The organism is Mycobacterium sp. 852002-51971_SCH5477799-a, from assembly GCF_001667145.1.
Lineage (GTDB): Bacteria > Actinomycetota > Actinomycetes > Mycobacteriales > Mycobacteriaceae > Mycobacterium.
In genome coordinates this window covers 40,408-53,657 of the sequence record NZ_LZIF01000014.1, presented here as the reverse complement: position 1 = coordinate 53,657, position 13,250 = coordinate 40,408, and the positions used below count along the sequence as shown (strand labels likewise).

12 protein-coding genes and 1 tRNA gene are annotated in these 13,250 nt (G+C 66.8%); 7 read left to right on the top strand and 6 right to left on the bottom strand.

Translation table 11 applies throughout. The features are described 5' to 3' along the window. Positions 1-50: 50 nt before the first annotated feature. On the top strand, positions 51-2,264 hold the full coding sequence (locus A5753_RS01210; RefSeq protein ID WP_067122306.1) for an FUSC family protein: 2,214 nt from the start codon (positions 51-53) through the stop codon (positions 2,262-2,264). Between the two features lie 83 nt (positions 2,265-2,347). Then, entirely contained in the window at positions 2,348-3,607 is a 1,260-nt protein-coding gene (locus tag A5753_RS01205) for a cytochrome P450 (protein ID WP_067122303.1), read from the top strand. On the opposite strand, the gene A5753_RS01200 is transcribed toward A5753_RS01205, so the two are convergent. Then, complete coding sequence (locus A5753_RS01200) at positions 3,604-4,482, bottom strand: alpha/beta fold hydrolase (protein ID WP_067122301.1); 879 nt, start codon at positions 4,480-4,482, stop codon at positions 3,604-3,606. The two genes, A5753_RS01205 and A5753_RS01200, sit on opposite strands and share 4 nt — an antisense overlap. 46 nt (positions 4,483-4,528) lie before the next feature. Here A5753_RS01200 and A5753_RS01195 point away from each other — a divergent pair, with 46 nt between their 5' ends. Then, on the top strand, positions 4,529-5,419 hold the full coding sequence (locus tag A5753_RS01195; protein ID WP_067122298.1) for an NYN domain-containing protein: 891 nt from the start codon (positions 4,529-4,531) through the stop codon (positions 5,417-5,419). A gap of 42 nt (positions 5,420-5,461) precedes the next feature. Here the strand turns inward: A5753_RS01195 and A5753_RS01190 are convergent, their stop codons facing one another. Continuing rightward, a complete protein-coding gene (locus tag A5753_RS01190; RefSeq protein ID WP_067122294.1) occupies positions 5,462-6,904 on the bottom strand; it encodes an amidase in 1,443 nt (480 codons plus the stop codon). Positions 6,905-7,040: 136 nt separating this feature from the next. Between A5753_RS01190 and A5753_RS01185 the strand changes: the two genes are divergently transcribed. Together A5753_RS01185 and A5753_RS01180 are read left to right on the top strand one after the other, a co-directional pair. Further along, entirely contained in the window at positions 7,041-8,372 is a 1,332-nt protein-coding gene (locus A5753_RS01185; protein ID WP_369829281.1) for a hypothetical protein, read from the top strand. Positions 8,373-8,853: 481 nt separating this feature from the next. After that, on the top strand, positions 8,854-9,147 hold the full coding sequence (locus tag A5753_RS01180) for a hypothetical protein (RefSeq protein ID WP_067122579.1): 294 nt from the start codon (positions 8,854-8,856) through the stop codon (positions 9,145-9,147). Between the two features lie 101 nt (positions 9,148-9,248). Here A5753_RS01180 and A5753_RS01175 read toward each other — a convergent pair whose 3' ends face one another. Continuing rightward, on the bottom strand, positions 9,249-9,785 hold the full coding sequence (locus A5753_RS01175; RefSeq protein ID WP_067122288.1) for a hypothetical protein: 537 nt from the start codon (positions 9,783-9,785) through the stop codon (positions 9,249-9,251). A 10-nt stretch (positions 9,786-9,795) separates the two neighbouring features. Continuing rightward, entirely contained in the window at positions 9,796-10,281 is a 486-nt protein-coding gene (locus A5753_RS01170; protein WP_231989956.1) for a hypothetical protein, read from the bottom strand. A 200-nt stretch (positions 10,282-10,481) separates the two neighbouring features. Here A5753_RS01170 and A5753_RS01165 point away from each other — a divergent pair, with 200 nt between their 5' ends. Further along, positions 10,482-11,423, top strand: coding sequence for a DMT family transporter (locus A5753_RS01165; protein WP_067122282.1), 942 nt, complete (start codon positions 10,482-10,484; stop codon positions 11,421-11,423). A gap of 100 nt (positions 11,424-11,523) precedes the next feature. Here A5753_RS01165 and A5753_RS23515 read toward each other — a convergent pair whose 3' ends face one another. After that, positions 11,524-11,679, bottom strand: coding sequence for a hypothetical protein (locus A5753_RS23515; protein ID WP_197694550.1), 156 nt, complete (start codon positions 11,677-11,679; stop codon positions 11,524-11,526). Positions 11,680-12,110: 431 nt separating this feature from the next. Between A5753_RS23515 and A5753_RS01160 the strand changes: the two genes are divergently transcribed. Then, complete coding sequence (locus A5753_RS01160; RefSeq protein WP_067122280.1) at positions 12,111-13,133, top strand: methyltransferase; 1,023 nt, start codon at positions 12,111-12,113, stop codon at positions 13,131-13,133. Positions 13,134-13,156: 23 nt separating this feature from the next. Here the strand turns inward: A5753_RS01160 and A5753_RS01155 are convergent. Continuing rightward, positions 13,157-13,237, bottom strand: a tRNA-Tyr gene (locus tag A5753_RS01155). Positions 13,238-13,250 lie beyond the last annotated feature (13 nt).

Here is a 13,250-nt window from a genome sequence, read left to right as displayed (position 1 = left end):
AGAGAGGCGGTCTGTCGATAACTGTTCTTTACGAACGCGCCCGCAACTGGGTGATCGGCTCCGATCCTGGCTTGCTTCGGCTGCGGATGGCCACTCGGACCACGGCCGCGCTTGGCCTTTCACTGCTGGCGCTTTTCATTCTGACCAGGGCGACGGGTCAACCGCTGACGGTCGCCCTGCTGGGCGTCGTGATCACCATGGTCGCGTCGCGGTCGGTCAACGAACCCGATCCGCGCCAGCAGCGGATCACCATGGCGCTGCTGCCGCTGGCCGCCGCGGTGTGCATCACCGCCGCCGCGGTGCTGGCGCCGCACACGGTGGTCAGCGACATCGCCTTCGTGATCGTCGTGTTCACCGCCGCATACATCCGGCGCTTCGGGGCGCGGGGCAGGGCGCTGGGGATGGTCGCGTTCATGTCCTACTTCTTCACGCTGTATCTGCACGCCCGCCTCGCGGAGCTGCCGTGGATGATCGGGGCGGTCGCGGTGGGCACCGTGTGCACGTACGTGATGAGCGCCTACCTGATGCCCGATCGGCCCGAACGGGTGCTGCGTGCGACGATTCGGGCGCTGCGGGCGCGGATGGCGATCGTCCTCGACACGACCGCCGAAGCGGTGCGGACGGGCCGCCTCGATGATCGGCGGCGCCGCCGCATGCGAGCCCGCACCATCCGGCTCAACGAGACCGCCCTGATGGTGCAGAGCCAGATCGAGGACAAGGCCGACCCCGGCACAGTGTGGCCCGGCGTCACCGCCGAGGAACTGGTCCCCTGGCTGCTGGACGCTGAGCTCGCCATCGAATGGGTCGCCACCGCCGGCCGACGGGCGGCCGTCCTCGCGTGCGAGGACCCCGCTTGCCTGCCCTCGCCCACCCGGAACGCGCTCGTCGACGCGCTTACCCAATTGTCGCGAGCCATCCGGCTTCCCGAGCCCCACGGGCTGCGCGGGGCCGCCGACCGAGCGCGGCGGCTGCTGGACGAGCTGCGCGAGCCCGCGGGCGACGACGAGGGCAGCGCGGCCGTGCGCCGTCTCGCGCTGGCGATAATCAACGCCGCGTCGGCAACTTCGGACGTGCGGGCAATCGTCGACCGGGTGGCCGCCGGCCGCCCCATCGACGATGCCCACGCCTTGCCCCCGGCGCCCGAGGATGCCGTGCCCGACGTGGCCACCGGGGAAGAGGAGACCGCCGGCCTGCGGCCGACCACCCGGCAAGCCATCCAGGTCGCGGTTGCCGCGTCCTTGGCCATCGTCGTCGGCGAGCTGGTTTCGCCGGCGCGCTGGTATTGGGCGGTGATCGCCGCGTTCGTCATCTTCGCCGGCACCAACTCGTGGGGCGAGACCTTGACCAAGGGCTGGCAACGCCTGCTCGGGACGCTGCTCGGCGTGCCCTGCGGCGTGCTGGTGGCCACGCTGCTCACCGGCCATAAAACGGCCGCGCTGGCCGGCATCTTTGTGTGCTTGTTCTGCGCCTTCTACTTCATGACGGTCACCTACAGCCTGATGACCTTCTGGATCACCACCATGCTGGCACTGCTGTACGGCTTGCTCGGCCAGTTCTCCTTCGGCGTGCTGATGCTGCGGATCGAGGAGACCGCGATCGGTGCCGTCATCGGAGCGACCGTCGCGGTCGCGGTCCTGCCGACCAACACCAGAACGGCGATCCGCGGCGACGCGCGTGCCTTCTTGACGAGCCTGTCCGTGCTGATCGAGATCTCGGCCGCGACCATGTTCGGTGTCCAGGACAGCTCCAGCCCGTCAGAACAGGCGCGCCAGCTCGACCGGGACCTGCAGCAGTTCCGGGTCACCGCCAAGCCGTTGGTAGCCGGCGTCGCCGGACTCGCCGGCCGGCGCAGCATCCTGCGCGCCCTGCGGATCTTCGCCGCTTGCGATCGTTACGGCCGGAGCCTGGCGCGCAGCGCCGAGCAGTATCGAGATCCGGTCCGGTCCGCATCGCTGGTTTCGGAACTGGCGCAGGCCTTTTCGGCGGCCGCGGCTCAGACGAGGCGCAACATCGACGCCCTGCAGGAAGCCATCGAGGGCGGCCACGCCCCGACGCTGGTCTCGGCGACCGACGAGCTCGACGCCGCCGAAACGGTGGCCCGGCAACAGGGCGGTGACGGCCCCGGCGACACGGCCCCCGACACCCGGCGCTTCCTCACCGCCGTGCACGCCCTGCGCCAGATCGAGCGCGCCGTCATCACCGCGGCCACCAATCTCGGTGGGCGCGAAAGCGTCAGGACGGCTGGCCCCGGCGCATCGCGCTGAGGATTTGCTAGGCGATCCAGACGCGCGCGGCTACCATCTTCCTAACCGCCGCGGTCGGCAAGTAGGAGTCGAGGAGAAAACCCATGGCGACACCGAACCTCCCGCCGGGCTTCGATTTCACCGACCCCGACATCTACGCGCATCGGCTTCCGGTGCAGGAGTTCGCCGAACTGCGTGCCACGGAGCCCATCTGGTGGAACGAGCAGCCGCTCGATCACGGGGGTTTCGGCGACGGTGGCTACTGGGTGGTAACCAAGCACCGCGACATCCGCGAGGTGTCATTGCGCAGCGACGTTTTCTCGTCGGCAACCAAGTCGATCGTGCCGCGCTATCGAGAAGACTTGGCGCAGGGGCAGATCGAGGCGGGACGCGCCTCGATGATCATGATGGACGACCCCGAGCACAGCCGGCTGCGCAAGATCGTCTCGCGTGGCTTCACGCCGCGCGCGGTCGAGCGGTTGCGCGCCGGACTCACCGAACGCGCGCGACGCATCGCCGCCGATGCCGCCGCGTACGCGTCGGGCGACTTCGTCCGTCAGGTGGCGTGCGAGCTTCCGCTGCAAGCCATTTCGGGTCTGCTCGGTGTACCGGCGGAGGACTACGACAAACTGTTCGACTGGACCAACAACATGATCGGCAGCGACGACCCCGAGTTCGGCGACCATGACGCGTTGACATCGGCGGGCGAATTAATGTGGTATGCAATGCAATTGGCGGCAAGCAAGGCGCAGGAACCCGGCCCGAAAGATCGCGACATCGTCACCACGCTGATCGAGGCCGATTCCGAGGAGCAGCGACTCTCCGAGGCCGAGTTCGGCATGTTTGTGGTCACGCTGGCGGTGGCCGGTAATGAGACGACCCGAAACTCGATCACGCAAGGGATGATGGCGTTCACCGACCACCCCGACCAGTGGGACCTGTTCAAAGCGCAGCGGCCGCAGACGGCGGCCGACGAGATCATCCGCTGGGCCACGCCGATCACCGCGTTTCAGCGCACCGCGCTGGTGGACACCGAACTCGGCGGCGTGCCCATCGCGAAAGGCCAGCGGGTGGTGCTGTTCTACCGGTCGGCGAATTTCGACGAAGAGGTCTTCGACGACCCGTTCACGTTCAATATTCTGCGCAGCCCCAACCCGCATGTCGGATTCGGCGGGACGGGGGCACATTACTGCATCGGCGCGAACCTGGCCCGCATGACGATCGACCTGATGTTCAACGCGATCGCGGACCACATGCCCGACCTGCGCTCGGCCGGTGATCCCGAGCGGCTGCGGTCGTCCTTCATCAACGGCATCAAGCACTGGCAGGTCGACTACCGGGGCGCCTGTCCGGCGGCGCGCTAACTCGGTGCGGACGGCTGCGGGCTGTGGGTGTCGCGGCGCTCGCCCGTGGCGATGAAGTCCTCGACCAGCTCCACCACCTGCTCGGGCGCCTCCACCTGTGCGAAGTGACCGACGTCGGGCAGCACCTCGAGCCTCGCATCGGTGCGCGCCTCGTGCGCGGCGTAGGCGTGGGCGACGGGAATGATGCCGTCGCGCTCCCCCCAAATCGCCATGACCGGTAGATCCTCGCGCAACCGCAGCCTGTTGAGCGCGCTGACCGCCTGCCCGCGGTAGTCCACGACCGATCGCAGCGTCCGCAGGAACGACTGCCGTGTTTGGCCGTCCGAAAACGACGAGTAGGCGCTCCACAGCTCCGCGCCGCGCGGCGAACGGATGCCGGCGCTTTTCATCCAGGCCCGCAGCTTGTTGCCGACGGACAACACTGGCGGTGGCGCGATGATCGGCAGTACGAACTCCGCCCCGGGCGCCGAGAGCAGCCGCAACACCCATCCCACGTCGGGCCCCAGGCCGCCGCTGCTGATCAGGATCAATCGTTGGGCGTAGTCGGGGTGCTGGTAGACGAACTGCATCGCGACACCGCCACCGAGCGAGTGACCGACGACGGTGGCACGGCTGATGCCGAGCTCGTCGAGGAAATCACGCAGCCACACCGCGAACGCGCCCAGCGAGTAGTCCGTGCGGGGTTTCGCCGACTCGCCGTGGCCGAGCAGGTCCGGCGCGATGACGCGAAACTTCTTCGACAGCGGCGGGATCACCGCCCGCCACGTCTCCGAACTGCCCGCCATGCCGTGGATGAGCAGCAGCACCTCGCCGTCACCTTCATCGCGGTAGGCGATGCGATCGCCGTGTAGTTCGAGAAACTTCAGCTCATTCATGTGGCCTGTGTACCCGCTTTGGTCCTGCTCAGCAATGATCTAGTGCATGACTGAACCGGTTGCGACCCGAGTGGCCGTCTACCTCGACTTCGACAACATCGTGATCTCCCGCTACGACCAGATCCACGGGCGGAATTCGTTCCAGCGGGACAAGGCCAAGGGGCTCGAGCAGCACACGGAGCGGCTGGACCGGGCGACGGTCGACGTCGCCGCGATCCTGGACTTCGCGTCGTCGTTCGGGACCCTGGTGCTCACCCGCGCCTACGCCGACTGGTCGGCGGACATCAATGCCGGGTATCGCGGGCAGTTGGTAGCCCGCGCGGTCGACCTGGTGCAGTTGTTCCCCGCGGCGGCCTACGGCAAGAACGGCGCCGACATCCGGTTGGCCGTCGACGCGGTCGAGGACATGTTCCGGCTCCCCGACCTGACCCATGTGGTGATCGTGGCCGGTGACTCCGACTACATTCCGCTGGCCCAGCGCTGCAAGCGGCTCGGCCGGTACGTGGTCGGCATCGGGGTGGCGGGCGCGTCGAGCCGGGCGCTGGCGGCCGCCTGCGACGATTTCGTCATCTACGACGCGCTGCCGGGGGTGCCCGTGCCCGAACCGGCGCCGGGCGACGCGGAGGCGGACAAGCCGAAAAAACGGACCGCCGGCAGCAAGTCGGCCAAGCGCGACGAGAGTGACGAGCAGCCCGAACCGCAGGCCGCCGCCACCGCGCTGCTGACGCGGGCCCTGCAAATCGGCTTGGAGAAGGACGATGTCGACTGGCTGCACAACTCCGCCGTGAAGGCACAGATGAAGCGGATGGATCCGTCGTTCAGCGAAAGATCCCTGGGATTCCGCTCGTTCAGCGACTTCCTGCGTTCGCGCTCGGAGGTCGTCGAACTGGATGAGACGTCGACGACGCGGATGGTGCGGCTGCGCGCACACGAGTGAGCGACGGAGTGGAAACACATATCTCGGGCAGACTTCTGACCATCAATGGGTCCCCGGACGATCGGATGACCAGGGATGGGCCGATTCCAGTTGGGACGCAACACGAATGAGGACATCCTCGCGCCCGTAGGCGGCGGCGAGCTGCACTCCGACGGGAAGACCCTCAGCGTTGCGATGCAGGGGAAGGCTGATCGCCGGCTGCCCGCTCATGTTGAAGGGGGGCGTGAACGCGGCGAACCGACCGGCGCGCCGCATCGGCGCCGTCGGGTGCTCGGGATCGTTCTCGAATTCGGTTAGCAGTGGCGGTGGTTCGGTCACCGTCGGCGTGAGGAGCAGGTCCCAGCCGTCGGCCCACCACTGCTGCAGCGCCCGCCGAAACGCATAGACCGCCTCCTGCGCCACCGCGTAGTCGAGCGCGGTCACGTGGCGGGCCCGCTGGGCGAGCACCCAGTTCACCGGCTCGACCTCGTCGGAGGTCAGCTCACGGCCGAGCGTCTGGCCGAAGCCGCGCACCCCCATCGCCATCTGCGTGGCCCACAGCGCCATGAATTTCTCGGTCAAGGTGGTGTCGGCCAGGCAGGCCGGCCACGCCGGTTCGACGATGTGCCCGAGTCCCTCGAGCATCGATCCGGCGGCACGCACCGCCGCGACGCAGTCGGGGTGCAGGAAGTCGTCGCGCGGGTGGACGTCGAGCAGCCCGATGCGCAGCCGGCCGGGTTGGGCGCCGACCTCGTCGAGGTAGGCGCGCTCGGGCGGCGGCGCGATCACGGTGTCCCCGACGCCGGGTCCGCGCACGGCGTCGAGCAGGCCCGCCGTGTCGCGCACCGTGCGGCTGACGCACAGCTCGACGCCCAGGCCCACCTCGGCGCGCACCGGCCCGACGGTGATTCGGCCCTGGCTCGGTTTGAGTCCCACCAGCCCGCAGCAGGACGCCGGGATGCGGATGCTTCCGCCGCCGTCCGAGGCGTTGGCGAACGGGACCATCCCGGCGGCCACGGCGGCGGCCGCGCCGCCACTGGATCCGCCCGCCGTGCGGTCCAGCGCCCAGGGGTTGCGGGTCGCCCCCCACGCGAGCGGCTGGGTGGTCGGCAGGCTGCCTAGCTCGGGGCTGTTGGTCCGGCCGGCGATCACCAACCCGGCCGCCTTGAACCGGGCCACGAGCGTGGTGTCGCGGGGGTCGACCTTGGCGGCCTCTTTCAGCGCGACATTCCCGTTCGACAGCGTCTGGCCCGCGAAGCTGGTGTAGAGGTCCTTGAGCAAGAAGGGGACCCCGCGGAACGGGCCGTTGGGCAGGCCCGGGTCGGCCGCCACGGTACGCGCGTGCCCGAACCACTCGATGACCACGGCGTTCAGCGAGGGGTTGACACGCTCGATCCGCTCGATCGCCGCCTCCAGCAGTTCACTCGGCGTGACCTCGCCTCGGGCCACCAGCGCAGCCTGATCCGTGGCGTCCATCCAGCGCGTCTCGTCGGCCAGAGCAGTCATGGCTTCCGGTGTATCACGGGGTCAACGTCGCACCCGCGCCCGCACACGAGTCGCGGTGCCGGCGCACCGGCTTTACGCTCGTTGGTTGCACGAACTCAACGGGGGTTTATTGATGCGTGGGATCAAGGGGCGAATCGTGTCCAGACAGTGGTTCGCCCCGCTCGTGCTCGCGGCGGTTGCCTGCCTGGCCATCGCGTCCTGCTCGGAAACCGCCGCGCCACCCCCGCTCAGCGCGACCACTTCGACATCCGCCTCGAAAACCAGCACCCGCGCACCAGCCCCGCCCGTCCCGATAACGGGACCGCTGGAAAAGGATTGGAAAAGCTACGGCGGGACGGCGTACTTCGGTTGCCCCGAGAAGTTCTCGGCCGGCAAATCGGCACTGGACGATATCCGGCCCAAAATCTTCGACCCGAAATCCGGGCAGTACGTCGCGCCCGGCATCCCCTCGGTTCCCGCCGGCGAGAACCTCACCGGCGCCATCTGCGCGCCGACCGGCACGGCCGACGACATGAAGGTCGTGTACGTCCTCACCACCGTCAAGCCGGCGCAGACTTCTGCCCCGGAAGTGGCCAAGACCACCGCCTATGTGTTCGACACCAAGTCGGGCCGGCAGCTGACCAGCAAGGAACTGCAGCCGCCGGCCCCAGAACTGAAGCTGGCCGCGCCGAAGGACTGGGGACTTGCCTCGACCGCCTCGGGCGTGGCGTGGCTGAACGCCTTCACCGACGGCCACAGTGCCGCATCGCCGCCACGGACCGTGGTCCTGTCCGGCGGTGACCTGTCGATGATGTGGAACGATCCGCAGCCCGGGCGGGTCTGGCAGGACGTCCTGGCGTTTGCGCGAAACACCGAGCCCGGCAAGGCTTCCGGCGCGGAACTGCGCCAACCTAGCGGCGAAGCGATCTACCAGGACAACGACGTGCAATCCGTCGATGCCGAATTAATCGACGGCTCAACCAAACTGGTGAAGATCACGCACTGGGATTCGTACAAGCCGCCCGTGCTGTCAACGATGTTTTACGACCTCAACGCAAAGTCCATCATCAGGATCGGCGATTCCGACCGGATCTCCGGCGGCGGCCTGGCCGCGGCGCTCTCCGATGGCAAACTGTTCGTCGACGGCCACGGCTCGGACTCCTCCCAATTCGGCTTCGGCGTATGGAACCTGCGCAGCCAGCAGTGGGACTTCCAGAAGAACCGAGACGACGCAAAGAAGTTGTCGGTCTCCAAGCTGGCGTTTTTCGAAGACCACCTCTACATCACCGGCACCGGCGGGACGTTCTCGGTAATCGCCTTGCCCGCAACCGATCCCGTGGCATCGAACTGGGCACTACGGCCTTTCGAGCGGATCTCCGGGTGGACGCTGGTGTGCCGCGGTGAGACCGCGCCGGCGTCCAATGGCGAGTGCAAGGAGATCGTCATGGTGCAAGATCAAGACGGCCACTACCCCGGGCCGTGGTTCTGACGAGAGCGTCATTCTCCAAAACGCGCAAGAAGAGAGGGGTGGGCAACCGGTGACGGCGATCATCTCCCGCGTGGCTAACGCGCTAATCGCGAATGTCGATGTCACCGCACCGACGACTTCGGCCAATAGACGAGTCCTGGACCGTTACCGCCGCCGCTACGGTGGCCTGTGGGTCGGTGGACGGCTCACGGTTACCAACACCGATATTCAGTTCCACGCCAATGCCCTCAACCGCTCGATCCAGGCGGGACAGCTGGACATCGTCATCGACCTTCGCTCGATCGAATCGGTCGAACTGCTGCCGGGCGTCCTCACCAAGATCGTCGCCATACGCACCGGTGACCGCATGAACAAATTCCGCTGCTTCGGCGCCGCGAAGGTCGCCGACCAGATTCGCGCCGCAGCGTCGTCCGCCGGTTCCGCTCAGACGGGCCGTCGCAACCACGATGGAGACGCCGCGGGTTTTTTCGAGAAGAATAGACTGACCGCCGATGACGCTAAGGTCTACTACTCCACCCCTTTTGGCGACGCTACCGACGGCAAACAAAAGGTCTTTCTGCTCGCACGCGACGGCATGCAGTTTTTTCCAGTTTTTCGCAGCAGGGAGTCGCTCATCGCTTACTACGAGAAAGCAAATCGCGCCGGTTACATGATTCTCGAGGGAGACGTACAGACAGTCCTCGAAACCATTCGCTCGATTGAGCTGATGAAGGACGTGGCGGTCGTCATTGAGCCGTGGAGCCAAAATCCCGTCGAGATCATGCCACCGCCGTGAGATAACCTGCGCGGCAATGTCTTAGCCAAAGCGGGTGTCGGCGGCGCGCATTTCCGGTCTCTCGGCTCATCGGAGCAGTAGGCGATCCCGGCGCCGGGGGCCTAGAAGGTCCAGCTGCCTTGTTGGGAAAGGACAAATCCGTGCTGACTGGATGGGTCGTCTGCCTCGCAGGCCGTCGTGGCCGAATCGACACCACAACTGAATCCGGCAAAGCTCACCTTGTTGTGTGTCGATAGCGCTTTGTAGTTTTTCGGGTCGATGAGCCCTGCTGATCCCTCGCTAGGCCCAAAGTCGTATTGCTCCATTGAGGACAGATCCACGTTGGAGAACGTCGCGGCGATTGTCCGTTTGGACTGGGTGACGAACCCGACGTGATTTAGCGCCGTCCCGGGTAGTGCGCCCCAGCATTCCATGACCTGCCTTGACGCCTTGAAGTTTGTGCTCATACGGCACCGGTAGCCGGTCGGGGTAGCGAATTGCACGCCTTGAATCCCGTAGGTCGCATACGTTTCGTAATCGTCCGCGTCGACGGCGTGGTAGTCGCTCAGATCCGGGAATGCATGAGTATCTGCGGACGCAACCCGCGCGAGCGCCGACGCTGCGACAACGCAAATCCCAACGAACAGGCTGACTTTCATAGCACCCCGCCTAGTTCTGCTCCGAATCAGCTTGTCCTACACTGCGTCTCGTCCTTACAGCGATGAGCGCGGTGCAGACCACCAGCACGCCCGTGACCGCAGCTTCGGCGATCAACGCACCGGAATTCAGCACTTGCCGGTCGGCGACCAGGGATATCCCCAGTTCATTCTTGGCGTCGCCGACCAGTACCGCCGGCGAGACCAAACACAGAACAGCGGTCATACACGCGACCACCGCGCACCCGCATGCGCCGAACGCGAGCCAGCGCACTCGCGTCGCGGCGACCAGCGCGCCCGCGGCGGCGAGCGACGCGATCACCACGATCCACCCGGGCGTGCTGTCCACCATGTCGGTGAGCAGGGAGCCGTAGTATTCGCCGTGCTCACCGATGTAGATGCCGAGGCCGTTCCACCGAATGGGTAATCCCAGATGGCTCACGTCGATCCAGGGCAGAAGTGTCAGTGCGGCTGACGCGATTGCCGCCACGACGGCCACTACGGTGATTGCCTTGGTACGCACCAGGTTCCCTTTCCACAGTCAGGACGAACTTCCAGCCGGCCAACCAGGGTATGACGGTCGGTGGGAAATTCCGAGCAGGGGTGCACGCCATTGAGCAGCTCAACGGCATGGATGAATCGTGGATAGGCGTACCAGCGCGCGTTAACCGCGCCGCGCTCAGGGGTATCCGTCGGGGCATGGGGTGGGTGACGACGCATGCGGTCGCGATCGTCTCGGCTTTGCTCTCCGCTTTCTGGGCTGCGGTGGGAATTGTGATCCGCCAACGAGCCACCCAGCGCGTTCCGGGTGATGAAGCCATGTCCGCGACGATGGCGACCACGCTGGTTCGCCAACCGTTGTGGTGGGCGGGAACCTTTGCCGCAGTCGCCGGCTACGCGTTTCAGGCAGCGGCACTGGCGCACGGATCGCTGCTGCTCGTTCAGCCGCTTTTGGTGTCGTCGTTACTGTTCGCTTTGCCGTTGAGTGCGGCGCTGTGCCACCAGCGCATCAGCCGGGTCCAGTGGGGCTGGGCGATGTTGCTGACGGCCGCACTGGCGGTTTTTCTGCTGGTGGGCCAGCCCCGCGAGGGCCACAACCGTCCGCCGATTCCGGCGTGGACGCTGGCGCTGGCGATCACCGTGCCGTCGGTGATCGCGTGCGTCATCGCGGCCCGCCGCGCCGCCGGTCGGGTGCGGGCCTCGCTGCTGGGCGTCGCGGTCGCCGTCCTGCTCGGCATGATCGCGGTCATCACGAAGGTCTGCACCCACCGCTACTCGGTCGGCGGATGGCATGCGCTGATGACCGTCCCGGCTCCGTATGTGCTGGTGGGCCTGGCGGTGACCGTGACCGTGGTGCAGAACTCGGCGTTTCATGCGGGTGCGCTGCAGGCCTCGGTACCGATCATGCTGGTGGGTGAGCCGGTCGTCGCCGTGCTGCTCGGGGTTGTCGTGCTCGGGGAGCACCTGGCGGTGGGCGGCCTGACGGCGTTGATCCTTGTCATCGCGGTGGTGGCGATGGCGGCGGCCACGGTCGCCCTGGGCCGCAGCCAGGCGCTCGAAAATGACGATGTGCCGAGTGAGCGCCGACCTTCGCCGTCCGGCCCGGACGAGGCCGCACTTGCGGCCGTCCGGTGGGGCTGATTCACGTGGCATCCCGTGGCGGCTAGTGCGGTGGCGGCCACGGCGGCGAACAACAGTCCGTGGCGTCGCGGTTTCGGGGTTCTCGTTATTTGGTCGTGGGTCACTTCTGCGGAACCGCCTGGTCGCCGAGTCCGGCCAGGACCTCCGCGATGCTGAAGTCGGTCGTCCGGGTCCCTCCGCCGTCGGGAAAGCGGGGGTAGTCGCTGTGACCGTGCGCGCCACCGAGGTGGAGGGTGCCGCCGTGGCCGTCGGGCACACTGGCCGGGCCCCAGATTGGAAATCCGCAACGAGCTGCCGGCTTGCAAAGTCCGGCTGATCGCCCAAGGGTCGCCACCGGCTGCGGCGATCAGCGCCGGGATGCTCAGGTAGCGCAATTGCATGGGATCCTCAGCCGCTCACCATGGCCGCCCCTTCTACGCTCGGGAAAAGGTTACCGCCGCGGTTTCGCCAATCAATTCAGCTGCGAGGAGACCACCGGCGTCTTGTCGGCAACGGGTCTTTCGCGACCTGTTGTTTGAACTAGACCAGAATTGACGCCGGCCCGAGGCTCTCGGCCGCAATATGAGACAAGATCGAGCGCGGAAACTCGCCGCGGAAAGGAAGACGATGCCGCCTAAGTCACCGACATCAACCCCGAAGCTGCCGCCCGCCCGGGTGGCTCGCGCGGTCGAACGAGTCCGCCATCACGTGGGGCGTCTATACCAGCGACTGGCACCTCCGCCGATAACGGTCATCGACATGGTTTTCGGCGCCTTTCTGTCGCAGGCTATTTCGGCATCCGCGCAGTTAGGCATCGCCGACGCGCTGGCCGCGGGCCCGCTGACCAACGAGGACTTGGCGCGTCGCATCGGAGCCGACCCGGACAGCGTGGCGCGGCTGATGCGGTTGCTGATCAGCCGCGGCGTGTTCCGCAGGCGCCGCGACGGTCGTTTCGCGCTCAACGCGCTGGCCGACACGTTGCGCACCGATTCGCCGATCTCGACGCGGGGGGTCGCCCTGCTCTTCGGCTCCCCGCAACACCGGGCGAACTGGACGCGGCTGGCCGATGCGGTGCGCACCGGAGAGCCGAACCCCCCAAAAGTGTTGGGCAAGGACGTGTTCGGCTACCTGCGCGACGACCCCGAGTTCGCGGAGATCTTCAACAGCGCCATGACGTCCACGTCGGCGGTGCTGGAGGCGGCGGTAGTCGCGGCATACGACTTCAGCAACTTCGGCGTCATCGCCGATATCGGTGGCGGCCACGGCCGGCTACTGTCATCGCTTCTCGCCGCCGCCCCCGGCGCCCGCGGCGTGCTGTTCGACCTGCCCGAGGCGGTCGAGGGAGCGCCGCCGATCTTGGCCGCGCACGGTGTCGCCGACCGAGTCACGGTCACGGGCGGATCGTTCTTCGAAAGCGTGCCGTCCGCTGATGCCTATGTGATGAAGAACGTCATCCACGACTGGCCCGACGACGAAGCCATCGCGATCCTAGGCACCATCAAAGCCGCGGCCCCTCCGGGTGCGAAACTGCTGCTGCTGGAGATGGTGGTCCCGGATCATGACCGCGAGTTCCTCGGCCACTATGCCGATATGGAGATGCTGGTGATGGCGGGTGCGCTGGAACGCAGCCGAACGCAGTGGACCGACCTACTCGAACGTGGCGGCTTCCGACTGCGGCGCGTGGTGCAGACGGCGGGACCGCTCTGCGTCATCGAAGCCGTGCCCGCCTAGGAGGCGCGACCTCTGACGTTGGGTGGCAGGTACAGGATTCGAACCTGTGAAGCTTTCGCGACGGATTTACAGTCCGCTCCCATTGGCCGCTCGGGCAACCTGCCGCCAGACAGGTTA